The organism is Cronobacter sp. 153480017-3 (assembly GCF_053627815.1).
Window position 1 is genome coordinate 73,590 of record NZ_JBSEYN010000007.1, and the last position, 26,858, is coordinate 100,447.

Genomic DNA, 26,858 nt, shown 5'->3' on the forward strand with positions numbered 1-26,858 from the left:
AAAATAATGGGTAAGAAAATGCGAGTGGCTATAACAGAAACAGAAAGGTAATAAAGCGAGAAATGATGAGCGAGATGATAATTGTCACTGGTAACACATTGTTTTAAATCGGATAGCAATAAAGAGGCGTAATGATCTTCTCATAAACGTTATGGCGCACGCTGACGATGACCCGCTCTTTTTTATCCCGGCAAAGTGAGCACTCCGAATAATCACATTTGCTTATATTTAAACGGCCGAAAACATTTTTTCTCATGAGTCGCCGTGGAGTGACTGGTCTTACGCTTCCATGACATCACGCGGTGAATATGCGAAGGTAGACAGATGAATTACGGTGAAACAGGGACAATACCGATGGCAGGGAATCTCCTCCTCTGGCTGATATCATCCGCAATGCTGCTGGCCTATTTCTGGTTTGTGACGCTCAGAAAACCGTTTAAAACGGTGAGTAAGCACTTTCTTATTCTGCTCGGCGTCCATGTGGCGCTCAGTATCGCCGCCATTCAGTTAAAAAAATCGGGCCATTTTTTGCCGGGTGAATATCGCACCGCGGGGCTGTGGTTTATCAAAGGCTATATGGCGGTCATTGTGGTGTTAATGATTAACTTTTTCGCGGCGCTGGTCGAGCGTGGTGTCGCGAAAATGGCCGGCTTCCATCAAAAATATAATGCGGCGAATCTGCACCGCCAGCCGCTGCGCGCGTTTATGCGCCATCAGTCCGCTGTCGTCTGGGGCTACCGGGTGCTCCTTCTCACGGGCGGTATCTACATGCTCTGGGCGATGTGCTTTCGGATGGGGTTATAGACAGCCCGCGCGGCGGCGCAGGCTGTGCGGTTATTTCGCCATTTGCGCCTCGCGACGCGCTGCCAACAGACGGCAGATCTCGGCGTGTTTCTCTTCAGTAAAGGTAAAGCGCGACATAAACAGTAAACGAATCAGCGAGCCGATGGCTGGCAGCAGACAGACACCGAAGAACAGCCCGTTCAGGACTTCTGGTGTCTGGTTGTGCGCCTGGGGCACATAGCCGATAAACGTCAGGAACACGCCGATAAGGCCGCCACCAACCGCGACGGACATCTTGCCGGTAAAGGTTTGCCCGGAGAAGGTGATTGCCGCACAGCGACGGTGGGTATGGTATTCAGCATATTCTATGGTATCGGCGATCATTGACGAGGTGAGAATATTCGTCATCATCACAAAGATGTTACTTAACCCCAGCAGCACAAACAGCAGAACCGTATGCTCAAAACCCGCAAACCACAATATGGCGCGTACGGCGATATCCAGCCCACAGAGGATCATAAACAGACGCCGTTTCTGCATCCGTCGCGTCAGCAGCGGCGCGGTCAGACAGACGATGGCGGCGACAATGCCAAGCACGCCGATAACGGTCTGTAATCCCGCATCGCCCAGATTATAAATAAAGAAGTAAATATAGATGCCGTTCGCGACGTTATGAAATACGCAGAAAAAGAACGACATCAGAATAATAAACAGCGGCTTATTGTGGCGTAAATTACGAAACGTATCGCGGATCGTCACTTTTTCCGGGCTGGGTGGCACGCGTTCTTTAACCTGCATAAAGCCGTTGATCATCAGTGGAAGGCCTATCAGCATCATGACCAGGGCCCCCATAAAATAGCCTTTATCGTTACTGTACTGTGCGAAAAAAGCGGCGAGACGAGGGAAGAAAATACTGGCGCAGGCGATACCGGCGTTGACGCCCAACATGGCGGCGGTAACGGCGCGGGTACGCTGGACGGAATCATTGGTCATGACCGACGACATCGACCAGAACGGAATATCCGAAATAGCATACAGCGTGCCCCAGAGGATATAGGTCACACCGGCGTAAATAATTTTGGTCGTCATGTCTGCGTCAATTTTATAAAACGACAGCAACGTAACGCCAGTAATAAGCAGCGGCGCAATTAACAGGAAATGACGGAACTGCCCGAAGCGGCTGTTAATGGTGTCCATGATGCTGGCAAACAACGGATCGTGAATCGCATCCCAGGCGCGTGCGATGAGAAAAATCGTACTCGCCGCGAGGGCGGAGATCCCCAGCACGTCTGTATAAAAATAGTTAATAAACGATCCCACCAGCCCGAAGCTGAAGCACTGCCCTAATCCGTAGCCAAAATAAGACCAGAGTTCGCGCGACGGGATTTTCATTGCGTTTGCCATAGTGTCCACCTTGATGCCCGACCATGAGTGTCGGGCAAATACGCTTATACAGAGGTTGATGAAAGGACCGGATGAAGGCCGATTTTGCTTAATTTGCGTACCAGCTCGATTTCCGCCCGTGAAAAAGGAATGCCGTTTTCTTCAAAGACATCGTGAAACCAGAGACGGCAGTAGTCGGGGCTGTTTTTCATCACCACCGGCCAGGGCAGCCAGGTCTGGGTTTTGCCACGCACTAAACCCCATTGATAGGGCGCCACGTTGGCCGCATGCATCAGCGGTAACTGTTCTTCCATCGTGCTGCCGACGTGACGCGCCAGCCATTCTGTGCAAAACAGCGGGCGGCCGAGTTGCTGAAGCTGATGGATAATCGCCACCATGCGTGCGGTGTGGGTATAGGCATGAAAACTGATAACATCCGAGAGCGCGAGCGCCGCCTGGTCGATGGGGTGAGTGAAGTAGCGCTCGTTAGCTTCTTCCGCGGGCAGATGCCAGGCGCAGACCGTCAGCGGCTGTATCGGATCCTCTTCACGCGCCCAGATAAACGCCTGCTGCATCAGCGCCATGGCAAAGCGCTCCAGTTTTTCGTCATACAGCACTTCTTCGGTGCCGCTTGAGAAAATACCGCGGTTGCCAGGCTCGTTATAGAGATCCCACAGCAACACGCGCGGATCGCGGCCAAACTGGCAGACAACATCGCGCACATAACGCTCAACCTGCGGCCAGCTGCTTTTATCGCACACTTTAGCGCGTCCGGGGCTCGCCGCGGCCTGGCTGTTGTGTTTACCTGGCACAGGCGGCTTTTGCGGGCCAAGGTAAGGCTCATCGCCTGAGAAGCCGCAGTCGTCCATGAGCGTCAGCATAGTGCGAAAACCGTGCCCGTCAGCGATAGCCAGAAACCGATCGATCCGCGCCATAAGCCCGTCCCGATCGTGTTCCCAGACGATAAACGGCAGGTTGATACGCAGCGTGTTGTAACCTGCTTGCGCCGCCCAGCTCAGTTCGCGGTCTATGGTTGGCTCATCGAACGTTTCCGCCTGCCAGATATCCGTCCAGTTCACCGCCGTTGAAGGAAGGTAGTTAAATCCGCACAGCCAACCTTGCTCCTGATACCACGCCTGCGCCTGCGCCTGACTCCACTGCTCTTTCATTCATCACTCCCATTAATTAATAATAATTAACTAATAAATATTAGTTGCGTGATAAACCAGCAAATGGCAGGGTGGAGAAAGGTGAAAACAGTCACAAACTTCCCATGCGGTTCGACAAAAAACGTGACACGCCACGCAGCTTGTTGTCCGCAGCAGGGAATGTCAGGTTATGATGCTGGGCTCACGACGGCGCGGGAAAAGAACGATGCGAAAAAATAAAGTGACGATGAACGATATCGCGCGAGCGGCGGGAGTCTCCCAGGCGACGGTATCGCTGGTGATTAACCAGTCGCGCAATATTAAGCTCAGCGATGAGACGCGCCAGCGAGTGATGGCGGTGGCGGCCGAGCTGGGCTATGACCGCATTCCGGCGATTCATTCGCCGCGTAACCAGGAGGAAATCGCGCTCCTGATAAGCTCTCTGCAAAGCTTCGATCCCTTTATTGATGCCATCAGTCAGGCGCGCGAGGCGGCATGGCGCAATCAGGTGCTACTGACGGTTTACGACTACGGCGATGATGAAGAGCTGGCGCGCAATATCATTCGCCAGCTTGAAAAGCGTAACTGCGTCGGGGTCATTCTGGCTTCACCGGTGACAACGGTGATTGATATGACGCCGTTTCATGAGTGCACATCGCTGCCACTGGTACTGTTGAACCAGAGCGCGCCGCATTCGCCGCAGGTGCCTTCATTCGTGCCAGACGACTACGCTAACGCGTTTTTGCTTACCCGCCATCTCATCGCCCAGGGCGCGAGACGCATCGCGCATATCACCGGCGAAGAGTGGATGGAGGCGACCAGACAGCGGCTGGCGGGCTATCTGGCGGCGCTGAAAGAGGCGGATATCGCGCCGGAATCCGCGCTTATCCTGCAAACCAACTGGCAATTCAGCGAATCCTTTCAGGCCACACAGGCACTGCTTGCGCTGACGCCGCGTCCCGATGCCATCTTCTGCGCCAGCGACTGGCTGGCTATCGGTTGTTATCAGGCTCTGGCGACCTATGGCGTGCGTATTCCGGACGATATATGGGTAGCGGGTTATGACGATCAGAAAATCTCTGAACAGCTCACGCCAGCGCTTACCAGTATTCAGTTGCCTTACAGCGAGCTGGGACGAATGGCGGTGGAATATCTGTGTAATGGCGAGGACGCTATCGCTCATGTGACGCTGACCGGGCAGTTACGTGTGCGGCGCTCAACATCACGCACAGACGCCGAAAAATAACAACCCGCTTAAATTTCGCGGGTTCTCAGCGCATTTTTTTAAGAAATAAAAATAAAAGTTTATTACCACTAAAAAAGATCGTAGCGAAAGTAACCGATTATTTTGGCAAATTGAATGAAAAAGCGGCGATATCTGCCGCTCACTGCGCTGACCAGAATCCCTGAATAAGATAAAACTTAACCATCATCATAATTTTTCATAAAATCCGCGCTAAAAATGTCTGCGTGCCGTGAGGTTCAGCGTAAACTGCGTTTTCGCCAGGGATGCTACGTAAATACCAGACTGGAGGTGAATATGTATTCCTTTATCGCCAGGCAGCCCATCTTTGACGCCGCGCTAAATACTGTCGCGTATGAGCTGCTTTATCGCAATGGACTGTCTAATACGTTTCCGCTGGTGACGGAAGAATACGCCACCAACCATCTGCTGGCGGAGCAGTTCCTTGTCACCCCGCTGCAGCGCCTGGTGGGGCAACATACGTCGTATATTAATTTTCCGCATGAGATGATCGTCAACGGCCTGGCGCAAACGCTGCCGGCGGAAAAAGTCGTCATCGAAATTCACCAGAATGCGGCCCCGGAACCTGAGCTGTTAAAAATGGTGCGGGAGATGTACTACAAAGGGTTTCGTTTCGCGCTGGATAACTTTCGCCTTAGCGACGCGTGGGCCAATTTCCTGCCCTATGTGACGGTCATTAAGTTCGATATTCAGGCGTCAACACCACAGGAAATTGCCGCCTTTATCCGCGCGAATAATATCAGCCAGCGGAAATTACTGGCGGAAAAAGTTGAAACTCGCGAGCAGTTTACGCTCTACAAAGAGATGGGGTTCCAGCGTTTCCAGGGCTATTTTTATGGCGAGCCGGAAATGATTAAAACCCGAAAACTGCCGGAGCAGCAGATGTTTATTCTGCAACTGCTCAATGAAGTGGTCTCGGCTGACCCGGATATGCGCAAAATAGAAGAGTTGATCAGCCGTGATGTGGCGATTACGTATAAGTTGATGCGCTATGTTAATAACATCAAATATAAGATAAATCACCACGCCAACGCGGATGTGCTGCCGTTTCGCAATATTCTCTATTTCTTAGGCTTAAGCGAGCTGCGCCGGTTTATCGCGATACTGGCGGTCACTCACAGCAGCGAACCGGCCGTGACGGAGCTGTTTAATTACAGCCTCGCCTGCGGGCGCTTCTGTGAAAAAGCCGTGGCGCACACGGGGGCCGATATTAATGAAAACGATGCCTTTATTGCCGGGCTGTTTTCGCGGCTGGATATTATCCTCGGCGTACCGATGGCGGTACTGATTGAGCAAATCACCGTGCCTGCGGTGGTGCGCGAGGCGCTCTTAAACCGCGGTGGCACGCTCGGCGCGCTGCTGAATCTTTATGAAGGCTATGAGCAGAACCACTGGCAGGGGGTTTCGCAGGGCATGAAGCAGCTTAATTTGAGCGAAGCGCAGGTGACGAAACTCTTCCTCGATGCGGTGGAGTGGGGCGATCGGATAATCTAACGCTGGCACCGCTGCCGGTTTTTGCCCGGTTGTGGTGCCAGATGTGCAATATCGTGCATTATCCCTGCGGCACGTCCGCCAGCGAAAAGTAAACCTCAAGCCCGTGCTCGCGGGCGATTTCCACATCACGGTCAGCCCCCGAGGACGCGCCCGGCAGACGCAGCACCGCATCGCATTTCGCCACCAGACGGTGCGCGACCGGGTATAAAAAACGCTCACTTATCGCATCGCCCGGCTTTTCGCTGCCCGCGGCCTGGGCGAGCGGCAGCGCAAGCCATTCGCCAATCACCGGCACGTGGCCGCGCTCAAACAGGGCGAGCGCCGCCTGCTCAAGCCGCGCCAGGTTCTGGCGCATCAGGGTTTCATCGCCGTTGGTGCCGCTGCGCCACGGGCCCGCGACCAGGATCATTTTGCTCATGGTTTTCTCCTTACACTATCGCGTTCAGCGCCGCGTACTGCAGCAGCATGATGGTTTTGGCATCGACAATCTCGCCGTCACGCACTGCGCGCAGGGCGTCATCGATGGGCATTTTGACCACTTCGATATCTTCGCCTTCTTGCGCGACGCCGCCGCCCGCGCCGCGCCGCCGCGCCGGATCGTATTCGCCGATGAAGAAATAGAGTTTTTCGGTGACGGAGCCGGGGCTCATATAGGCTTCAAACACTTTCTCGACGTTATCCACCAGATAACCGGTCTCTTCTTCGGCTTCGGCCCGAATACGCACTTCCGGTTCCGCTTCATCCAGCAGGCCCGCCGCCGTTTCGGTCAGTACGTTGTCGTAGCCGTTAAGAAAGACCGGCAGGCGGAACTGGCGGGTGAGAATGACGCAGCGCTCGGCGCGGTTATAGAGCAGAATCGTCGCGCCGTTGCCGCGGTCGTAGGCTTCGCGGCTCTGGCGCTGCCACTGGCCGTCTCGGCGCTGGTAATCAAAGGTATATTTTTTCAGCACATACCAGTCGTCAGACAGGGTTTGCGTTTCGACAATGCGTACTTTTTCACGAACAGATGGCATGATGACGTCTCCACAGGTAGGATTGGCAACATAACGTGCATGTTCGTGCATGGTCAAGAAAATTCGTGCAACAGGAAACCGGTATGCTGACGTCACAACGTAAGAAGCTCATTCTGGAAAAGCTGGCGGCGGAAGGGCAGGTGCAGTCCCGCGCGCTCAGCGAGTGGTTTAACGTCTCCGAAGATACGATCCGCCGCGATCTGCGCGAGCTTTCTGCCGAAGGCCGCCTGCAACGCGTCCACGGCGGGGCGTTGCCCGCTTCGGCGGCGGTGGTGGATTACGCCGGGCGCAGCCAGCTTTCGATAGACTCCAAGCGGGCGGTCGCGCGCCGCGCCGCCGCGCTGATTGAGCCGGGGCAGATCGTGATGCTCGACGGCGGCACTACGACCGGCGAGCTGGTGAAATGCCTGCCGCCGGACCTCGCCATTACGGTGATCACCCACAGCCCCGGCATCGCGCTGCAACTGGTGGAGCATCCGCGCATTGAGGTGATCCTCATCGGTGGGCGGCTGTTTAAACATTCCATAGTCTCGGTGGGCGCAGCGGCCATTGAAGCGATGAGCCATCTGCGCGCCGACCTGTTCTTTTTGGGTGTCACCGGCGTACACGCCGAAGCAGGCCTCAGCACCGGCGATTACGAAGAGGCGTGCGTCAAACGCGCGCTGGCTTCCCGCGCCGCAGAAACGGTCGTGATGGCGTCGCGTGAAAAGCTGAACGCCGCCTCGGCGTTCTGCATTGGCGATATGTCGCTGGTAAACACGCTGGTTGTCGAGGGCGATACTGCTGACAGCCTGCTCGCGCCTTTTGAAAACCTGGGCGTGACGGTTGTCAGGGCGTAGCCCGCCGGTGGCACCAGAACGAACCCGACGGAAACTGCGCATGATCGGCCAAAGCTGTCTATCCTGAGAATATGCGCGTATGAAAACGGTTATGCGGATAATTTCAGGAGGGGCAGTATGAAGTTTTTCTATTTCATTTCACTTATCGCTGCGGCCAGTTATCTTTTTGCCTTTTTACCAAGGGCAAAAAGTGACCGCGAGCCGCTCGCGTACTGGGGGTGCTGGATTTATCTGGGCGCCTCTGCGATTTACTGGGCGATTTATGGTTTAAAGCACTACTTTTAATCACTCTCAACGCGCGCCGGGAAATAATACCCGGCGGTAAGGAATATTTCGTTTAAAAAGTAAATAGCGACAGTAATAATCCTAAAAACTTTCTTTTTACCTTACCTCCATAATTCCATCGCATTCTTTACAAAATTACGCTATCTTTCCGCGCGCAAAAGCCTCACTCTGATGCTTAGCCTCATTACTGTGGTTAAAACCACCCGGCTCAACGCCGTGTTGTGTGAATAATTGCTTTAAACACAAGGTAATGCAGGATTCTGGTTGCAGACTCATCTGATGGCCGGAACGAATTTTCGTTAATGAAGGTTGTTATTATTAGTGGGATAATCTTTTTAATGACAGCGTCATGGCGCTGTTGTTGTCAGGAAATGTCGAATAATACGACGGAATGTTTCAGCGTTTATGGAAAGACCACTTTTTATTCACATCCTGAAACGGCTGTAATTAAAACCGAAAGCCTCACCGGCACGGGTTTATTTTTTTCCTCCATATTATTAGGTAGCAGGAAGGCTGTATCCCTGCTGAATGATTGTCTGTCTGGTTTGTACCGCTTACGGAACGGCTTCTTTATGCGATACATCTCTGTGCATAAAGGGGCTTTATGAATCACGTCACGCCTTTTTCCCGTGCGCTGCTGCATCCGCGCTACTGGTTTACCTGGTTTGGTCTTGGCCTGCTGTGGCTGCTGGTGCAAATGCCGCACCCGCTGCTGATGCGCCTTGGCGCATTCCTTGGCCGCAACTCGCGCCGCTTTCTGAAGCGTCGTGAGAAAATCCTGCGCCGCAATCTCGAACTCTGTTTCCCGAATTTCAGCGAGGCGCAAAAAGAGCAGCTGATTCAGGAAAACTTCCTGTCGCTCGGCATGGCTTTGCTGGAAACCGGCATGGCCTGGTTCTGGTCGGACGCGCGCATTAAAAAATGGTTTAACGTCGAAGGGCTGCATCACCTGCATCAGGCGAGCGCGCAGGGGCGCGGCGTTATCGTGATTGGTGTGCACTTTATGTCGCTGGAGCTTGGCGGGCGCGTGATGGGCCTGTGCAAGCCGATGATGGCGATGTACCGACCGCACAACAATAAAGCGATGGAGTGGGCGCAGACCAAAGGGCGTATGCGCTCTAACAAAGCGATGATCGACCGTAAAGATCTCAAAGGCATGGTCAACGCGCTGAAGCAGGGCGAAGCGGTCTGGTTTGCGCCGGACCAGGATTACGGCCCGCGCGGCAGCACCTTCGCGCCGCTGTTTGCAGTAAACGACGCCGCCACCACGCGCGGGACGTATGTGCTCTCGCGCCTGAGCAACGCGGCGATGCTGACCATTGTGATGATCCGCAACCCCGATGCCAGCGGCTATAAACTGATTATTCAGCCGGAGCTTCAGGGCTACCCGCGTGAAGATGAAGCCGCCGCGGCGTGCTACATGAACAAAGTGATTGAGCGCGAAATCCTGCGCGCGCCGGAGCAGTATCTCTGGATACACCGCCGCTTCAAAACCCGCCCGGCGGGCGAAGCGTCGCTCTATACCTGATACGCGTTTCTACAGAAAGCCCCGCGCCGTGCGGGGCTTTTTTTTGCGTCTCTTTATGAGATTGTGCGGCGTTTTTTGAAAAAACACGCGGAGTGTGGGTTAATAACATTTTGTTTACATATGGAGCTGCCGCGATGGCCCGGATTGCCGCCCCCTTTTCGTTTCGCGAAACCATGCAAATGCTGGCACAGCGAAAAGCGCTGCGCCTTGATAGCGACCAGACGCGGCTTATCAGCGAGCTCGATAGCCTCGCCGCGCCGCTGCTGGCGGGCCACGCGCGGTTTGCCGGGTTGTATGTCTGGGGCAGGCCGGGGCGTGGCAAAAGCTTTATTGTCGATAACTTCTTTGCCTCGCTGCCGCTCGCGGCGAAAAAACGCGCGCACTTCCATGATTTCTTTCGCGAACTCCATCAGCGCATGGTGGATAAATCGCTGGAGCAGGCGCTGCGCGCGCAGTTAGGCGACGCGCGGTTGCTCTGCTTTGACGAATTCCACCTGCACGATCCGGGCGATGCGATGCTCGCCAAAAAGCTTTTAGAGGTGGCGCAGGCGATGAATATCACGCTGATCCTGACCTCCAATTATTCGCCGCGAGAGTTGCTTTCACACCCGCTCTACCATGAGCTGTTTGTGCCTTCCATCGCGCTTATCGAGCGAGAGATGACGATTTTCGCCCTCAATGGCGAGCGCGATTACCGCCTTGAGGCGGGCAGCGACGCCGGGCTGTTCAGCGAAGGCGCGTGGCTGCGGCCCGGCACGCCTGACCAGCGTGCGGCGCACGGGCTTGCGGTGGCGCACGGTGAATTTGCGGTCACGGCCGGTTATCACACCTTTTATGCCGCGTCACCGCCGAGCCATCTGCTGCATTTCACCTTTGCGGGAATATGTGAAGCGCCGACAGCGGTCATGGATTATTTAACGCTGTGTGAAACGTATTCCTGCTGGTTTATTGATGATGTGCCGCGGCTTTCGCGCGTCAGCCCGGCGGCGGCGCAGCGGTTTATTAATCTTATTGATGTGCTCTATGATAAGCAGCGAAAGTTATTTGTTTCGAGCGCGTATTCGGTCGCTGAAATTACGGATGCCGTTGGGCTTGACGATATTGGACGCACCGCCAGCCGTCTGGCGCAATTACGGGTAATACAAGATCCTGTTACCGGTTAATATAATTGATATGTGCCGGTAAATAATAAATAAGGGTGCCTGAAGGCATAAATCCGCCAGTCAAATCGCGGGGATTGCTCCCCGCGTCAGACGCTTACTCTCTGGGTTTACAAGCCAGTGAAGCGACAATCTCCATACCCGCGCCCCGCAAGCGCAGCTCGCAAAGCGTTTCCCGTGAAAGGGTGGTGAACATTAATACCGTCACACAAAGAATAATAATGCACCAGATAAAAGTATTGTCCTTCATAGCCATTCTCCTTGCCGAAAGGCGAGTAAGAGGCTAACATATGAACTGTTCGGGTTCATGTGTCGGCCTCGGGTTAAGGTAATTAACTCGGGGCCTTCATCTTTCCAGAACCTGCATAATGCCTGAAACCAGAAAGCCTCAGGCACCCGCCGCGAATAATACGCTTCTTTTAAATTCGTAAAATCTTTTCTTTTTCGCTGTTTATTAAAATCAGCCAGAGTGAATATTCACTTCTTTTGTGCGCCGCGACTATTCCCGTTACCGCTTCCTGTTATTCTTTTTCTTATTTATGGCCGTGCAGAAGTGGCCCCCGCATCATGCGTCAGGGGCGCTCGTCTTCCCGCACGGCGTGGATCTTGCCGCGAAACACCCAGAACCCCCAGCTGTTATAGATAAGCGTAACGGGCACAAAAATGCCGAACGCGATAAGCATCAGCTTCTGCGTGGCGGGCGGCGCTGCAGCCTGAATAAGCAACAGATTCGGCGGCAGAATAAACGGAAAAACGGCCAGCAGCATTCCACCGAACGCCGCGATAAACAGCAAAAGCGTCATCGCGAGCGGCAGGAAATCGCGCCGCTGGCGCAGCGTCAGTATCACGCCCAAAAACGCCAGCAAACCCACCGCCGCCAGCGGCCCGCTCCAGCGCCACAGTTGCAGATGCAGCCGGTAGGTCTCATTGAGCTGCACCGTCCAGACCAGCAGCCCGGCCAGCAGCGCGGCGGTGAGAATGGCAAGCCACATGGCCTGACGCCGCGCCCACGCGTTGAGTTCTCCTTCGCAGCGCCAGATAAGCCAGCATGCGCCGAGCAGCGCATAGCCGACGCTGAGCGCCATCGCGCAGAAGACCGAAAAGGGCGACAGCCAGTCCATCGGGCCGCCGGTAAATGTCGCGCCGTTATGGGTAATGCCTTCAACCCACGCGCCCATCGTCGCGCCCTGGCTTAACGACGTCAGCCAGGAGCCTGCGATAAACAGCGCGTCGAACAGCCGCGGGCGCAGGTGGCGGTACTCAATCGCCACGCCGCGCACAATCATCGCCAGCAGCATGAGATAGACCGGCAGGTAGAGCGCGCTGTAGAGAATGCTGAAGGCGACCGGGAACATCGCCAGCAGCGCGCCCGCGGTCAGCACCAGCCAGGTTTCGTTGCCGTCCCAGACCGGCAGCAGCGAAATGTTCATCTGCTGGCGCGCCTGTGGCGACTGAAACGGTGCGAGCAGCCCTACGCCGAGATCCGCGCCGTCGAGCAACACGTAAATCAGCACGCCTGCGGCGAGCGCCCCGGCGCAGAGCAGCGTTAACAGCGGCAGAGAAAGCAGTAGTTCAGTCATCTGAATGCCCCCGCAGGCTGTGCGGCGTCACGCCGCTGCCGGTTTGCGCCGCCACGGACGGGTTGGCATACGGCGTATCGTCGCCCGGCGGTTTCGCGAGCAGGCGCAACATAAACCCCATACCCAGCGCGAAAATCAGCAGATAGACCACCACAATCGCGACAAATGAGCCGAGCACCAGCGAGGGCGCGATGGGCGAGGCGCTCTCCCGGGTCAGCAGCTGCCCATAAACGGTCCACGGCTGGCGGCCCGTCTCGGTGACGACCCAGCCCGCGAGCATCGCGATAACGCCCGCCGGTGCCATCGCCACCATGCCGCGCTGCAGCCAGCGTGCCTTCCACAACCGGCCACGCAACCGCACCACCAGCCCGGCGACGCCAACAAAAATCATCAGGAAGCCGAGCCCGACCATTGCGCGAAACGCGAAGAAGACGCCGGGCACCCAGGGCAGTTCGTCCGGCGGATACTGATTCAGGCTATGAATGGTGCCGGTGAGGTTATGGCGCAGATAGAGCGAGCCGACGGACGGGATCGCCACTTCAACGTGGTTGCGCCGCGCCTCCATATTCGGGATCGCGAACAGCCGCAGCGGCTCGCCTTCGCCGGGCGGCGGCGGGTTCCAGCTGCCTTCCATCGCCGCCAGTTTAACCGGCTGGTGGTCACGGGTGTTTTCGCCATGCAGATCACCCACCACTGCCTGAAGGGGCGCAAGCGCGAGCAATACCCACAGCCCCCAGGAGAACATTCGCCGCGCGCCCGGCTGTTGCGGGCGTTTGAGCAGGTGCCACGCGCCGACCGCCGCCACCAGGCACGCGGTGGCGAGCAGCGCGGCGATGGACATATGTATCAGCCGGTACGGAAAGGACGGGTTGAAAATCACCGCCCACCAGTCAACGGGCTGAAAGCGGCCATCGGGCCCGATGATGAAACCCGCGGGCGTCTGCATCCAGGAGTTCGCCGACAATATCCAGAAGGCGCTGAACAGCGAGCCTGCCGCCACCACGCAGGTGGCGAGAAAATGCACCCACGGGCGCACTTTGCCCATGCCGAACAGCACCACGCCCATAAAGCCCGCTTCGAGGAAAAACGCCACCAGCACTTCCATGTACATCAGCGGCCCCATCACGGCCCCGGCGCGGCTGGAAAGCTCGCCCCAGTTGGCGCCGAACTGGAATTCCATCAGCACGCCGGTGACGACGCCGACCGCGACGTTCAGGGCAAAGATCTTGCTCCAGTATTTATAGAGATCGAGATAAATGCGCTGCCTGCGCCACAGCCACAAGCCCTCCAGCAGCATCAGCCACTGCGCGAGGCCTATCGTCAGCGCCGCCAGCACGATGTGAAACCCGATGGTGAAGGCGAACTGGCTGCGCGCCAAAAGCAGCGCGGTTTCCGGGCTAATCATTGTCAGGCGTCGCTCGGCTTGCCGGTAAACGAGGAGATGGGTTTGTCCACCTCCTCTTCCATGCGGCGGGAGAAGGCTTTCAGACCATTGAGCAGCGGCGTCAAAGAGCGCCACAGCTCATCGTCATGCAGCATTTTCCATGCCCCGCGCGCGCCTGGCGCGTCGGCCTGTTCGCTTTCCGGGCGCGCTTCTTCGCGGCTCAGTTCCGCGGCGAAATCGCGCACGCCGAAGGCGAGCTTATACATCCGCTCCGGCGGAATGGTGGAGAGCGCCATCAGCAGCACAGAGATGTTCTGGATAACGTTCAGCGAACCTTTGCGGCTCAGGCCGTCGATGATGACCTTGATCCACTCGTTGTTGGACGCCACCAGATCATTGGTCAGGCGCAGCACGCCATGCTCATGCAGCGTCTGGAGCAGGCGTTGCAGCTCTTCGTCCGCCGTCGGGCCGATACGTGGCGGCTCGGGCTGATAGTCAATCGCTTTAGCCATTAAAATTTCTCCGGGTGAGGTTCCTGTTCGGGCGGCAGACGGTAATCGTCACGCTGCCATTTCTCTTCGACCGGCACGCCCGCCATCGGCGTGCGGGCACCATAGCGGAAGTTGTGCCGCGGCAGCGGAGACGGGTGCGGCGCGCGGGAGAGTTTCTCCAGTTTTACCGCGAGCTCTTTATACGCTGGCGTGTTGACGTCAGGGTCGTGGTGCTCGCCGGTGAGCGCGTTAATGCCGGGTTTGCCCTGATGAATAGAGATAAAGAGCGACTGGCCCGCCACGCGATCGGTGATGACCACCGGCACCTCCAGCGAGCTGCGTCGCGAGGTGAGTTTCACCCAGTCGCCCTCTAAAAGCCCACGCTCAGCGGCAAGCTGCGGGCTGATTTCCACAAACCAGTCGGGCGACAGCGACATTGTACGCCCGCCGCGTCCGCTCTGGTTGGTCGACTGGAAATGCTCCAGCATGCGCCCGTTATTGAGCGCCAGATCGTATTCGTCATCCGGCGCTTCGGCGGGCGGTTGCCACTTCAGCGGGTAGAGCACGGCGCGGCCATCCGGGAAGTTAAACCCGTCGGTGTAGAGCAGCGGCGTGCTTTCGCCGTCAGGTTTCACCGGCCAGAGCTGGGAGTTCCAGCCCTCAAGACGCTCATAGCTGACGCCTGCAAACAGCGTGGCGATACTCGCCGCCTCCGCCATGATTTGCGACGGGTGCGTGTAACCCCAGTCGTGGCCCATGCGTGCGGCAAGCTCGGTCAAAATGCGCCAGTCCGGGCGGCTGTCGCCGAGCGGCGGCATGGCTTCATAGAAGCGCTGAATGCGTCGCTCGGTATTCACATAGGTGCCGTCTTTTTCAATGCTCGGGCAGGCAGGCAGCACCACATCGGCGAACTGCGCGGTGCGGCTTAAGAAGAGATCCTGCACCACCAGGAAATCGAGATCGGTAAAACCCTCGTGCACGTTAGTGCTGTCAGCGTCGGAAAACGCCGTCTCTTCGCCAATGACATACATGGCGCGAATCTGTTTCGTGCGCGCGTGCTCCACCATCTCGAAGTTATCCGAGCCTGCCTCCAGCGACAGTTTTTCCGGCGCCACGCCCCAGGCTTTCGCCCATTTGGCGCGCACGGTTTCATCGCTCACCGATTCATAGCCGGGGTAGTAGTTTTTCAGGCAGCCGAAATCGCTCGCGCCCTGCACGTTATTATGCCCGCGCATCGGGTAGCCACCTGTGCCGGGGCGACCGTAGTTGCCCGTGACCAGTAGCAGGTTGGAGAGCGCGGTGCTGGTGTCCGCGCCGTGGCTGTGCTGGGTCACGCCCATCGCCCAGACGATGCAGACGGACGGCGCGTTGCCAATAAGCTCGGCGGCGGCGGTCAGCTCCTCTACCGTGAGCCCGGTAATGCTGGCGGCGAAGTCCAGCGTGAATGGCGCGAGCGACTGGCGGTATTCGTCCACCTGGTTGACGTGCGCGGCGAGAAACGCCTCGTCGGCGTAGCCGTGGTCAAACATATAGCGCGCCATCGCCGAGGCCCAGACCATATCGGTGCCGGGGCGAATGCGCAGGTAACGGTCGGCGCGCTCGGCCATTTCGTGACGGCGCGGATCCACCACCAGAAGCTGCTGCCCGTGATGTTTTTTCGCGGCTTTCATGCGCGCGGCGATCACCGGATGGTTCTCCGCGGTGTTGCTGCCGACAATCACAATCAGCGACGCCTTATGCAGATCCTCAATGGTGCCCGCGTCGCCACCATAACCGACGGTGCGGAACAGTCCTTTGGTGGCCGGGTTCTGGCAGTAGCGCGACGAGTTATCGACGCTGTTGGTGCCAATAATGAGGCGCGCGATTTTCTGCGTCAGGTAGGCCTCTTCGTTGCTGCCCTTGCTGGAGCCGATAAAACCGATGGCCTGCGGCCCGTATTGATCGCGGATCGCCAGCAGACGGCGCGCCACCAGCTCCAGCGCCTCGTCCCAGCTCGCTTCACGGAAGCGGTCGTTCTCGCGAATAAGCGGTGTGGTGAGGCGTGCTTTATCGTTAAGAAAATCCCAGGCGAATTTGCCCTTCACGCAGGTGGAGATGCCGTTGGCAGGCGCGTCGGCGACGGGCTGCACTTTCAGCACGTGGCGGTCGCGCGTCCAGATCTCGAAGCTGCACCCGACGCCGCAGTAGGTACAGACCGTTTTGGTGCGTTTGATTTCCGGCTGCCGCCAGTGCATGTCCATCACCGAAATACCGGTAATGATCTCAGCGCCCGTGGTGTTTTCGATGGCTTTCACGAGATCTATCATCGGGCGCTTGAGCGTCTGCTTCATGCTGGTAAACGGCCCGGCGTCTGGCTGCATGGTTTTCTCAAGCAGCGCGTTGCAGGGACAGACGGTGACGCAATGCCCGCAGCTCACGCAGCTGGAGCCGGCGATAGTCTCGCCGCCGTCCCACAGCACACGCGGGTGGGCCATGGTGTAATCGATGCTCAGCGTCTCGTTGACCTCGACGTTCTGGCACGCCTCCACGCAGCGCCCGCACAGAATGCACTGGTCCGGATCGTAGGTGTAAAACGGGTTGGAGTGGTCTTTCACGTAGGGTTTGCGCTGGTATTCGTAGCGCTGAATCGGGATGTGCATATCCGCCACGGCATTATGCAGGGTGCAGTCGCCGGTGTTGTGTTCGCAGACGGTACAGTAGAGTTCATGTTTGGCGAGCAGCCTGTCCATACCTTCATGCTGCGCCGCCTGCGCCTCAGGCGTGCGGCTGGCAATTTCCATGCCCTGCGCGCTTTTCAGCGTACAGCCGCGCACCAGCTCGCCCTGATACTCCACCCAGCAGACATCGCAGGTTTGCATCGGCTCAAGCGCGGGGTGGTAACAGACGTGCGGGAGCTTGACATCGCAGGCCGTCAGAAAATCGATAAGCGGGATATTCGCCGGGCCAGTCAGCGGCCTCCCGTCATAAAACAGGGTACAGAGCGACTCTTGCATAGTGCTTCCTCAAACGTGCCTTGCCAGTGCCGCGAACGTGCGCCGCAGCGAAGAAGAGCGGCTTCTCCGCGGGGAGGCGCTCTCGTTATAGTGACTTAAAGGTAGTAACCGACCCCTGGCTTCGCCAGCGAAGGGTGTTGCGAAGTATGTATGCGGTGAATAATCAGGCGGCGGCAGTTGCGGATAAGTGGCTGAGCGCACGACGGCTTTTGCATTTCGCACCGCTTCCCGGTATAACGTTCAGTTATGGATGTTTAGACGTCTGAACGTATAGAAGGGTTTATGCAGGAATCGCAGCAGCTACAACGCACCATGAAGGCCCGTCATCTGGTGATGCTCTCGCTGGGGGGCGTTATCGGCACCGGGCTGTTCTTTAATACCGGCTATATTATTTCCACGACCGGGGCGGCGGGCACGCTGCTGGCGTATCTGATCGGCGCGCTGGTGGTCTGGCTGGTGATGCAGTGCCTCGGCGAGCTAGCCGTCGCCATGCCGGAAACCGGCGCGTTTCACGTCTACGCGGCGCGCTATCTGGGCCCGGCGACCGGCTATACCGTCGCCTGGCTCTACTGGCTCACCTGGACCGTGGCGCTCGGCTCAAGCTTTACCGCCGCCGGGTTCTGTATGCAGTACTGGTTTCCGCAGGTGCCGGTGTGGGTCTGGTGTCTGGTCTTCTGCGTGGTGATTTTCGGGCTGAATGTTTTCTCCACGCGGCTGTTCGCCGAGGGCGAATTCTGGTTTTCGCTTATCAAAGTCATCACTATCGTGGCATTTATCGTGCTCGGCGGGGCGGCGATGTTCGGCATTCTGCCGATGAAAGATGGCTCGCCCGCGCCGCTGTTCCACAACCTGACCGCCGCGGGCTGGTTCCCCGCCGGGACGCTGCCAATCCTGATGACGATGGTGGCGGTGAACTTCGCGTTTTCCGGCACCGAGCTTATCGGCATCGCGGCTGGCGAGACCGAAAACCCGCAGCAGGTGGTGCCGGTTGCGATTCGCACGACCATCGTGCGGCTGGTGATTTTCTTCCTCGGCACCGTGCTGGTGCTGGCGGCGCTGATCCCGATGGATCAGGCGGGCGTGGTGAAAAGCCCGTTCGTGCTGGTGTTTGAGAAAATCGGCATTCCGTACGCCGCCGATATCATTAACTTCGTGATCCTCACCGCGATTTTGTCCGCGGCGAATTCGGGGCTTTACGCCTCCGGGCGGATGCTCTGGTCGCTCGCCAACGAGCGCACGCTGCCGCGCGGTTTTTCGCGCCTCACGCGTCGCGGCGTGCCGCTGACGGCGCTGTCGGTGAGTATGCTGGGCGGCGTGCTGGCGCTGTTTTCCAGCATCGTGGCACCGGATACGGTCTTTGTGGCGCTCTCGGCGATTTCCGGTTTCGCGGTGGTGGCGGTGTGGCTCAGCATTTGCGCCGCGCATTTTATGTTCCGCCGCCGTCATCTGGCCGAGGGCCGGGCGCTCAACGAATTACATTACCGCGCGCCCTGGTACCCGCTGACGTCGGTGCTGGGCTTCGCGCTCTGTTTTATCGCCTGCGTCGGGCTGGCGTTCGATCCGGGCCAGCGCATCGCGCTCTGGTGCGGGCTGCCGTTTGTGGCGTTCTGCTACGGCGCGTATTATCTGACGCAATTTTTCCGCACGCGCCGCACCGAGGAGCCTCGCCATGTCGCTGAATAACCCGTTAACCCCGCTCTTAAGCCAGCAGCCGTTTGTGGTGTTGGACGGCGCGCTCGCAACCGAACTGGAAGCGCGCGGCTGTAATCTCGCCGACAGCTTATGGTCTGCGAAAGTCCTGATGGAGCAGCCGGAGCTGATTTACGCGGTGCATCTTGATTACTTCCGCGCCGGGGCGCAGTGTGCCATTACCGCCAGCTACCAGGCGACGCCAGCCGGTTTTGCCGCGCGCGGGCTGGATGAGGCGCAGTCACGGGCGCTGATTGCGCGAAGCGTCGAACTGGCGCGTCAGGCGCGTGACGATTATTACCACGAACAGCCGGATGCCGGGCCGCTGCTGGTGGCAGGCTCCGTCGGGCCGTATGGCGCGTACCTGGCGGACGGCTCGGAATACCGCGGCGACTATGCGCTTTCGGCGGCGGAATTTGCGGATTTCCATCGCCCGCGCGTGGAAGCGCTCATTGATGCGGGCGTGGATCTGCTGGCCTGCGAAACGCTGCCGTCGCTCCCGGAGGCGCTGGCGCTCGCCGCGCTGCTGGAAAGCTACCCGCAGGCACGCGCGTGGTTTACCTTTACGCTTCGCGACAGCGACCACATCAGCGACGGCACGCCGCTTGGTGATGTGGCGGCCGCGCTTGCGCCGTATCCGCAGATTGTGGCGCTCGGCATTAACTGCGTGGCGCTGGAGAAAACCACTGCCGCGCTGGCGCGTCTGCATGAGGCCACCCGGCTCCCGCTGGTGGTTTACCCGAACTCCGGCGAGCAGTATGACGCGGTGAGCAAAACCTGGCGTCACGATGGGCACGCCTGCCAGACGCTGGCGCATTATCTGGAGGAGTGGCGCGCGGCGGGCGCGGCGCTGATTGGCGGCTGTTGCCGCACCACGCCTGCGGATATCGCGGCGCTGCGCGCGCAGCGTTAAGGGAAATGCCGGGTGCGCTTCGCTTACCCGGCCTACATAACCTCGGCATCTATTTTGTAGGGCGGGTAAGCGAAGCCGCACCCGCCGTTTTTTTTACCAGAAGATGACCTGAATTGTAGGGCGGGTAAGCGAAGCGCACCCGCCAGTTAGGGAGCGGGGCGCATATGACAGGCCGGTGAAATCGTTCCGTTCGCCATCACGTCATTTCCCTCTGTGCCTTTCTCTCACGCGAACGTGCAAAGGGGGCTCGCCGCCGCCCCCTTTGCAATCCCGGCTCCCGGCGGAAATCGGCCCTGAGGGGCCGATTTTTTTAGCCGGAGCAAAACCATCCACCTTGCCGTCCGTGTTGTGGCCGGGCTGAAAAACGGTGGGTGCGCTTCGCTTACCCACCCTACGATGAAATGGGAGAGCACCGCATACCCGGCATCCCAATCCTCACTCCTGCACCTCTTCCCAGCGCAAAAAATTAACTAACCTTTGCCGGTTTTTTTCTAAAAACGATTCGGCATTAGCGATGCTTTTTTATTCCTTCAACTGATGTCCCGCAGCGGAAATACTGCCCGTATAACAAGACACTACAGGGGCAGACAGTATGGCAATCACATCGCGTATTACGCTCATCGGCGCGCTGGCGCTGTGGGCATTTCAGGCGCAGGCGGTAGATGTCACCGTCGCGTATCAGACCTCCGCCGAACCCGCCAAAGTGGCGCAGGCGGATAACACCTTCGCCAAAGAGAGCGGTGCGACGGTCGAGTGGCGTAAATTCGACAGCGGGGCCAGCGTGGTGCGCGCGCTCGCCTCGGGCGACGTGCAGATAGGCAATATCGGCTCCAGCCCGCTCGCTGTCGCGGCAAGCCAGAATGTCCCCATTGAAGTGTTTCTGCTCGCCTCACAGCTTGGCAACTCCGAGGCGCTGGTGGTGAAAAAATCGATTCGCATGCCACAGGATCTTATCGGCAAACGCATCGCGGTGCCGTTTATCTCCACCACCCACTACAGCCTGCTGGCGGCGCTGAAACACTGGGGCATTCGTCCGGATCAACTGAGCATCGTTAACCTTCAGCCGCCGGCGATCATCGCCGCCTGGCAGCGGGGCGATATCGACGGCGCTTACGTCTGGGCACCGGCCGTTAACGCGCTGGAAAAAGAGGGTACGGTGCTGACCGACTCCTCGCAGGTGGGGAAGTGGGGCTCGCCCACGCTGGATGTCTGGGTGGTGCGTAAAGACTTCGCCGAAAAACACCCGGAAGTGGTCACTGCCTTTGCCCGCAGCGCGCTGGCGGCCCAGCGCGGTTATCTCGACAACCCCGACGGCTGGCTTACGCAGCCGGAGCATCTGGAGAAGCTCGCGCGCTTAAGCGGCGTGCCGCAGAGCGATGTGCCGGGGCTGGTAAAGGGCAATACCTATCTTCCCGCCAGTCAGCAGGTGGAGCAGCTTAACGGGCCGGTGAATCAGGCGATTGTCGACACCGCCGCGTTTTTGAAAGCGCAGGGCAAAGTGGCGCAGGCGGGCCAGGATTACCGCGCGTTCGTCACTGATCGCTTTGTGAAGCCGCTGGCTCAGCCGTAAGGGGGCGCGATGCTACAGGTCTCTCATCTTCACGCCCGTTTCGACGGCAAGCCTGCGCTTGCCGATATCAGCCTGACGCTTAATGACGGCGAGCTGCTGGTGGTGCTCGGCCCGTCCGGCTGCGGCAAAACCACGCTGCTGAATCTCATCGCCGGGTTTTTACCGGTGGAAACGGGCAGCATTACGCTTGACGGCCGCGCCGTCACCGGGCCGGGCGCTGACCGCGGCGTGGTGTTTCAGCATGAGGGGCTGCTGCCGTGGCGTAGTGTGCTCGATAACGTCGCATTTGGCTTGCAGCTTCAGGGCGTCGGGCGTGAAGAACGCCGCGCGCTGGCGCGTCAGATGCTTGCCAAAGTCGGGCTTGAGGGCGCGGAGAACCGCTTTATCTGGCAGCTTTCCGGCGGTCAGCGGCAGCGTGTTGGCATCGCCCGCGCGCTGGCGGCCGACCCGCAACTGCTGCTGCTGGATGAACCCTTCGGCGCGCTGGACGCCTTTACCCGCGAGCAGATGCAGACGCTGCTGTTGCGCCTGTGGGCGACAAGCGGCAAAAAAGTCCTGCTGATCACCCATGACATCGAAGAAGCCGTGTTTATGGCGACCGATCTGGTGCTGCTGTCGCCAGGGCCGGGGCGCGTGCAGGAGCGGCTGAGCCTTGATTTTGCGAAGCGGTTTGTCGCAGGCGAACCGGCGCGCGCCATTAAGTCCGATCCGGCGTTTATCGCCCGTCGCGAATATGTCCTGAGCCGGGTCTTTGAATTACGGGAGAGCGCCCATGAGCGTACTGATTAACGATAACGCGGCGCGTACGCCGGTGCGCCGCCGCCGTGTGGCCGTGCGCCCGGTGACGATAAGCCTCGCCACGCTCGGCGCGCTGCTGGCGCTCTGGTGGGCGGCGACGGCGCTGCAACTGGTGAGCCCGCTGTTTCTGCCCGCGCCGCAGCAGGTGCTGCGCCAGCTCATCACCATCGCCGGGCCGCAAGGCTTTATGGACGCCACGCTCTGGGCGCACCTTGGCGCGAGCCTGGGCCGCATGCTGACCGCGCTGCTGGCTGCGGCGCTTATTGGTATTCCTGTGGGTATCGCCATGGGGCTGAATCCGACGCTGCGCGCCATTCTCGATCCGCTGATTGAGCTGTACCGGCCCATTCCGCCGCTCGCCTATCTGCCGCTGATGGTTATCTGGTTCGGTATCGGCGAGACCTCCAAAGTGCTGCTGATCTACCTGGCGATTTTCGCTCCGGTGGCGATGTCGGCGCTGGCGGGCGTAAAAAGCGCGCAACAGGTGCGTATCCGCGCGGCGCAATCCTTAGGCGCGAGCCGCTGGCAACTGCTGTGGCATGTGATTCTGCCCGGCGCGCTACCGGAGATTTTAACCGGCCTGCGCATCGGGCTTGGGGTCGGCTGGTCAACGCTGGTCGCCGCCGAGCTCATCGCCGCCACGCGCGGGCTTGGGTTTATGGTGCAGTCCGCCGGTGAGTTTCTGGCGACAGACGTCGTGCTGGCGGGCATCGCGGTGATAGCCCTGGTGGCTTTTATTTTAGAACTGGGGCTGCGCGCGCTGACGCGTCGTCTGACGCCCTGGCATGGAGAAACGCAATGAGCGAACGCATAACCATCACGCCGCTGGGGCCGTATATCGGCGCCCTGGTCTCCGATATCAACCTGGCGCGACCGCTGAGCGACAGCCAGTTCGAGCAGTTGTATCACGCGCTGATTCGCCATCAGGTGTTGTTCGTGCGCGATCAGCCCATTACGCCGCAGCAGCAGCGGGCGCTGGCGATGCGCTTTGGCGATCTGCACATTCACCCGGTCTACCCGCATGCGGAAGGCGTGGAGGAGATTATCGTGCTGGATACGCATAACGATAACCCGCCGGATAACGATAACTGGCACACCGACGTGACCTTTATCGATACGCCGCCTGCGGGCGCGATCCTGGCGGCGAAAGCGCTGCCGCCCACCGGTGGCGATACGCTCTGGACAAGCGGCATCGCGGCGTTTGAGGCGCTCTCCGCCCCGTTTCAGCAGTTGTTAAGCGGCCTGCGCGCCGAGCACGATTTCCGTAAGTCGTTCCCGGAGTGGAAGCATACGAAAACGGAGGAAGAGCATCAGCGCTGGCTCACGGCCGTGGAGAAAAACCCGCCGCTGCTGCACCCGGTGGTGCGCACGCATCCGGTGAGCGGCAAGCAGGCGCTGTTTGTGAACGAAGGCTTTACGACGCGCATTGTCGATGTGTCGCCCAAAGAGAGCGACGCGCTGCTGAATTTTCTTTTCGCGCATATTACAAAACCGGAGTTCCAGGTGCGCTGGCGCTGGCAGGAAAATGACGTGGCGCTGTGGGATAACCGCGTGACGCAGCACTACGCCAACGCCGATTATCTCCCCGCCCGGCGCGTGATGCACCGCGCGACGATCCTTGGCGATAAGCCCTTTTATCGGGCCGGTTAAACAGAGGGCGCTGCGGCGCCCTTTCTTTTGCGCAGCGCTTGTACATTCGGTTACACGCCGATACCAATCACTCACTGAAGCGGCGGCACGGGTTCTCTATAGTGATTTCCAGAGCCCCGACGCGGGGTAACTAAAAGCCAATTCGAGGGTATAGAGATGAAAAAAGTATTAGCGCTGGTTGTTGCCGCCACTATGGGTCTGTCTGCTGCTGCGTTCGCGGCTGATAACACTGCTGCACCGGCTCCGGCGGCTGCTGCAACCACTACCACCACTGCTGCACCGGCTAAAGCGCCTGCTGCAAAAACGCATCACAAAAAATCGCATAAAAAAGCGGTAGAGCAGAAAGCTCAGGCTGCGAAAAAGCACCACAAGAAAGCCGCCGCGCAGAAACCGGCTGCTGAGCAGAAAGCCCAGGCTGCTAAAAAGCACCACAAAAAAGCCGCCGCTCAGAAACCGGCTGTAGAGCAGAAAGCTCAGGCTGCTAAAAAGCACCACAAAAAAGCAGTGAAACACGATGCTGCTAAACCGGCTGCCCAGCCTGCTGCATAAGTTTTACGATTCCCCCAGTAAATCAAACCCCCGGCAAGCCGGGGGTTTTTTTATGGGCGGCGTGCGGGCTGAATGGTGGGTGCGCTTCGCTTACCCACCCTACGATGAGAATGGTGTTGTTTGTAGGGCGGGTAAGCGAAGCGCACCCGCCGTTCGGGGTTTCTCGATCTCGTTCAGAAAGAGCGTCGGTATGAGGGAATATATACCAGGGCGGTGAATAGGTTCCGTTCGCCATAAAGTCGCCTTCATGTGGGCGCTTTGCTCACGCGAACGTGCAAAGGGGGCTCGCCGCCGCCCCCTTTGCAATCCCGGCTCCCGGCGGAAATCAGCCCTGAGGGGCCGATTTTTTTTAGCCGGAGCAAAACCATCCACCTTACCAACCGATTAACGCCCGGGCGGAAAAAAGGTGGGTGCGCTTCGCTTACCCACCCTACGATTAGCGTAACGTAACGTGATTTGTAGGGCGGGTAAGCGAAGCGCACCCGCCAACAACACCGATTAGGGTGATTCAACCGCGGGCGCAGATGTGCCGATATACCGCTCCCGACGTGACGCTTTAAGGCGCGTTAAATCCACTAACACCAGCCCGTCCACACAATCGTTAAACGCCGGATCGCTGCCAAAATCGATAAACTGCACGCCGCCCGGCTCGCACAACTCTGAATATTGCTTGTAAAGCGGCGGAATACCGCAGCCCAGATTCCCCAGAAGCGACTTCAAACGCGTTAAATCTTCCTGATAACTTTCGCCGCCAAACTGCGCCAGCGCCTCCGGCAGTGACACCGGGTAAGGGCGACGCGAGGCGGCGAGCGGGTGCTGCGCCGGGAACCAGAGCCGGTAAAACGCGACCAGCAGATCCCGCGCGGCAGGCGGCAGGCCGCCGGATATCGACACCGGGCCGAAGAGATAACGGTATTGCGGGTAGCGCGCCAGATACGCACCGATGCCCGACCATAAATAATCAAGCCCGCGGCGTCCCCAGTATTGCGGCTGGATAAAGCTGCGGCCAAGCTCAATCCCCTGGCTTAAAATATCTTCCATCCGCTCGTCGTAATGAAACAGACTGTAGCTGTAAAGCCCCTGCGGGCCACGCTGCGCCACCTGTTGCGCTGTCGGGATAAACCGGTACGCGCCGACAATCTCCAGCGCCGCGTCGTCCCATAACACCAGATGCCAGTAGTCGTCGTCGTAGGCGTCGGTATCGCGCCGCTTGCCGCTGCCTTCGCCCACGGCGCGAAAGGCGATTTCACGCAATCGCCCCAGCTCACGCAGCACCGGCGCTTCTTCCATACCGTTGCGCCGCCACAGATAAATGGTTTTGCCGTCCGGTGTCTCGCCAAGCGTCTCCGCCTGGGCCAGCGCCCGGCGCAGCACGGCCCGGTCTTCCGGGCGCGCGATGCCGCATTCGGTTTTAAAGCAGCCCGGCTGTCCTTTGCCCAGCCGTGAAACATGCAGGCGAAAACGCGCCGCCGCGTCACGTGGATGTGCGTTTGCATCATGCCAGGCGCTCCACGGGATACGCTCGCCAATATTGACTGGCAGCGTCGTGCCGCGCTTGCGAAACATTTCGCGAATAAGCATCAGCATGGCGAGCGGCGGGGCGACCAGCGCCGCGCCGTAAAACGCGAGACTGTTGCGCCCGGCGATATGCACCGGCAGCACCGGCGCGCGGTAGCGGCTTGCGAGCTTCACAAAACCGGCGTTCCAGACGCCGTCCTGGATACCGTCAGGGCCCGGGCGCGACACCTCGCCTGCGGGAAAGAAAATCAGCGCGCCGCCGCGTTCAAGATGCGCCTCCATCTCTTTAATGGCGGTTTTGCGGGTGCGGTTGCCGATGTTATCCACGGCGATAAAGAGCGACGACAGCGGCTCCAGATGGCTCAGCATCCGGTTCGCCACCACGCGCACGTCGCGCCGCACGCGGGAGATGGCGTAGAGCAGCGCCAGCCCGTCGGCGGTGCCGGTCGGGTGGTTGGCGACGACAACCAGCGGCCCGTTATCCGGGATCTGCTCAAGTGAGCGGGCCGGCAGATCGCAGCGAATATCGAGATGCTCCAGCACCTGCTCGACCATATCGAGCCCTTTGAGATGGCGATGGCGTGCGGCGAACTCCTGAAACTCTTGTTCATACAGCAGGCGTTTGAGCGTTTTTTTCAGCCACGGGGCGGGGGTTTTCTGGGGGTAAAGATCGTCAAGAACGTTGTCGATGCTGAACACGGTTGTGTCTCCTCGGGAACCGTCTGCGAACAGTGATAGACCCGGAAGATGACGGCCGCATGTCAGGGGCGTGAAGGAACGGTCACAGCGTAGGGGGGAGGAGAAAACGCGGCGGACAGAACGCCCG

General features: G+C 58.7%; 24 protein-coding genes. 14 read left to right on the forward strand and 10 right to left on the reverse strand.

All coding sequences use genetic code 11. The features are described from left to right. Positions 1-354: 354 nt before the first annotated feature. Positions 355-804: a hypothetical protein gene (locus ACUW6V_RS15895; RefSeq protein WP_088275939.1), complete on the forward strand. Its 450-nt coding sequence runs from the start codon at positions 355-357 to the stop codon at positions 802-804. Between the two features lie 30 nt (positions 805-834). Here the strand turns inward: ACUW6V_RS15895 and ACUW6V_RS15900 are convergent, their stop codons facing one another. Both ACUW6V_RS15900 and ACUW6V_RS15905 read right to left on the reverse strand, forming a co-directional pair. Beyond that, the gene (locus ACUW6V_RS15900; RefSeq protein ID WP_054624335.1) at positions 835-2,187 is read right to left on the reverse strand and encodes an MFS transporter; all 1,353 of its coding nucleotides are present in this window, start codon (positions 2,185-2,187) and stop codon (positions 835-837) included. Between the two features lie 44 nt (positions 2,188-2,231). After that, positions 2,232-3,335, reverse strand: a complete 1,104-nt coding sequence (locus ACUW6V_RS15905; protein ID WP_454038597.1) for a cellulase family glycosylhydrolase — start codon at positions 3,333-3,335, stop codon at positions 2,232-2,234. Positions 3,336-3,540: 205 nt separating this feature from the next. On the opposite strand from ACUW6V_RS15905, the gene ACUW6V_RS15910 reads away from it, so the two are divergent. Beyond that, entirely contained in the window at positions 3,541-4,560 is a 1,020-nt protein-coding gene (locus ACUW6V_RS15910; RefSeq protein ID WP_105622897.1) for a LacI family DNA-binding transcriptional regulator, read from the forward strand. A gap of 294 nt (positions 4,561-4,854) precedes the next feature. Continuing rightward, positions 4,855-6,072, forward strand: a complete 1,218-nt coding sequence (locus ACUW6V_RS15915) for an EAL and HDOD domain-containing protein (protein ID WP_054624338.1) — start codon at positions 4,855-4,857, stop codon at positions 6,070-6,072. A 58-nt stretch (positions 6,073-6,130) separates the two neighbouring features. Here the strand turns inward: ACUW6V_RS15915 and ACUW6V_RS15920 are convergent, their stop codons facing one another. Then, positions 6,131-6,490: an NUDIX hydrolase gene (locus ACUW6V_RS15920; protein ID WP_004385703.1), complete on the reverse strand. Its 360-nt coding sequence runs from the start codon at positions 6,488-6,490 to the stop codon at positions 6,131-6,133. A 10-nt stretch (positions 6,491-6,500) separates the two neighbouring features. Then, positions 6,501-7,085, reverse strand: a complete 585-nt coding sequence (locus tag ACUW6V_RS15925) for an NUDIX domain-containing protein (protein ID WP_032989122.1) — start codon at positions 7,083-7,085, stop codon at positions 6,501-6,503. Positions 7,086-7,168: 83 nt separating this feature from the next. Here ACUW6V_RS15925 and ACUW6V_RS15930 point away from each other — a divergent pair, with 83 nt between their 5' ends. From ACUW6V_RS15930 to zapE, 4 genes are all read left to right on the forward strand, one after another. Continuing rightward, positions 7,169-7,924: a DeoR/GlpR family DNA-binding transcription regulator gene (locus tag ACUW6V_RS15930; protein WP_012125543.1), complete on the forward strand. Its 756-nt coding sequence runs from the start codon at positions 7,169-7,171 to the stop codon at positions 7,922-7,924. 117 nt (positions 7,925-8,041) lie between these two features. Next, entirely contained in the window at positions 8,042-8,209 is a 168-nt protein-coding gene (locus ACUW6V_RS15935) for a hypothetical protein (protein ID WP_004385700.1), read from the forward strand. Between the two features lie 604 nt (positions 8,210-8,813). After that, a complete protein-coding gene (lpxP, locus tag ACUW6V_RS15940; protein WP_012125542.1) occupies positions 8,814-9,737 on the forward strand; it encodes a kdo(2)-lipid IV(A) palmitoleoyltransferase in 924 nt (307 codons plus the stop codon). Positions 9,738-9,871: 134 nt separating this feature from the next. Then, positions 9,872-10,900, forward strand: coding sequence for a cell division protein ZapE (zapE, locus tag ACUW6V_RS15945; protein WP_454038598.1), 1,029 nt, complete (start codon positions 9,872-9,874; stop codon positions 10,898-10,900). Between the two features lie 94 nt (positions 10,901-10,994). Here the strand turns inward: zapE and ACUW6V_RS15950 are convergent, their stop codons facing one another. The 5 genes from ACUW6V_RS15950 to fdhF all read right to left on the reverse strand — a co-directional run bounded on the left by ACUW6V_RS15950 (position 10,995) and on the right by fdhF (position 17,345). Continuing rightward, positions 10,995-11,147: a Hok/Gef family protein gene (locus tag ACUW6V_RS15950; protein WP_105602471.1), complete on the reverse strand. Its 153-nt coding sequence runs from the start codon at positions 11,145-11,147 to the stop codon at positions 10,995-10,997. Positions 11,148-11,469: 322 nt separating this feature from the next. Continuing rightward, positions 11,470-12,477: a cytochrome d ubiquinol oxidase subunit II gene (locus ACUW6V_RS15955; RefSeq protein WP_454038599.1), complete on the reverse strand. Its 1,008-nt coding sequence runs from the start codon at positions 12,475-12,477 to the stop codon at positions 11,470-11,472. Further along, the gene (locus ACUW6V_RS15960; protein WP_454038600.1) at positions 12,470-13,882 is read right to left on the reverse strand and encodes a cytochrome ubiquinol oxidase subunit I; all 1,413 of its coding nucleotides are present in this window, start codon (positions 13,880-13,882) and stop codon (positions 12,470-12,472) included. Before ACUW6V_RS15960 ends, ACUW6V_RS15955 begins: the two co-directional genes overlap by 8 nt. 2 nt (positions 13,883-13,884) lie before the next feature. Then, positions 13,885-14,373 (reverse strand): DUF1641 domain-containing protein, encoded by a 489-nt coding sequence (locus tag ACUW6V_RS15965; RefSeq protein WP_004386808.1) that lies wholly within the window; start codon positions 14,371-14,373, stop codon positions 13,885-13,887. Beyond that, entirely contained in the window at positions 14,373-17,345 is a 2,973-nt protein-coding gene (gene fdhF, locus ACUW6V_RS15970; protein ID WP_454038601.1) for a formate dehydrogenase subunit alpha, read from the reverse strand. The genes ACUW6V_RS15965 and fdhF overlap by 1 nt, the downstream gene beginning before the upstream one ends. Before the next feature lie 282 nt (positions 17,346-17,627). On the opposite strand from fdhF, the gene mmuP reads away from it, so the two are divergent. The 7 genes from mmuP to asr all read left to right on the forward strand — a co-directional run bounded on the left by mmuP (position 17,628) and on the right by asr (position 24,514). Continuing rightward, entirely contained in the window at positions 17,628-19,028 is a 1,401-nt protein-coding gene (mmuP, locus tag ACUW6V_RS15975; protein WP_454038602.1) for an S-methylmethionine permease, read from the forward strand. After that, positions 19,015-19,947, forward strand: coding sequence for a homocysteine S-methyltransferase (gene mmuM / locus ACUW6V_RS15980; protein ID WP_454038603.1), 933 nt, complete (start codon positions 19,015-19,017; stop codon positions 19,945-19,947). Before mmuP ends, mmuM begins: the two co-directional genes overlap by 14 nt. Before the next feature lie 592 nt (positions 19,948-20,539). Beyond that, positions 20,540-21,517 (forward strand): taurine ABC transporter substrate-binding protein, encoded by a 978-nt coding sequence (tauA, locus tag ACUW6V_RS15985; RefSeq protein WP_454038604.1) that lies wholly within the window; start codon positions 20,540-20,542, stop codon positions 21,515-21,517. 9 nt (positions 21,518-21,526) lie between these two features. Next, complete coding sequence (gene tauB, locus ACUW6V_RS15990; RefSeq protein ID WP_007865072.1) at positions 21,527-22,306, forward strand: taurine ABC transporter ATP-binding subunit; 780 nt, start codon at positions 21,527-21,529, stop codon at positions 22,304-22,306. After that, positions 22,290-23,117 (forward strand): taurine ABC transporter permease TauC, encoded by an 828-nt coding sequence (gene tauC / locus ACUW6V_RS15995; RefSeq protein ID WP_004386805.1) that lies wholly within the window; start codon positions 22,290-22,292, stop codon positions 23,115-23,117. Before tauB ends, tauC begins: the two co-directional genes overlap by 17 nt. Next, positions 23,114-23,965: a taurine dioxygenase gene (gene tauD / locus ACUW6V_RS16000; RefSeq protein WP_014729465.1), complete on the forward strand. Its 852-nt coding sequence runs from the start codon at positions 23,114-23,116 to the stop codon at positions 23,963-23,965. Before tauC ends, tauD begins: the two co-directional genes overlap by 4 nt. 156 nt (positions 23,966-24,121) lie before the next feature. Continuing rightward, a complete protein-coding gene (asr, locus tag ACUW6V_RS16005) occupies positions 24,122-24,514 on the forward strand; it encodes an acid resistance repetitive basic protein Asr (RefSeq protein WP_007865075.1) in 393 nt (130 codons plus the stop codon). Between the two features lie 498 nt (positions 24,515-25,012). Here asr and ACUW6V_RS16010 read toward each other — a convergent pair whose 3' ends face one another. Continuing rightward, complete coding sequence (locus ACUW6V_RS16010) at positions 25,013-26,731, reverse strand: lysophospholipid acyltransferase family protein (protein WP_454038605.1); 1,719 nt, start codon at positions 26,729-26,731, stop codon at positions 25,013-25,015. Positions 26,732-26,858: the final 127 nt, after the last annotated feature.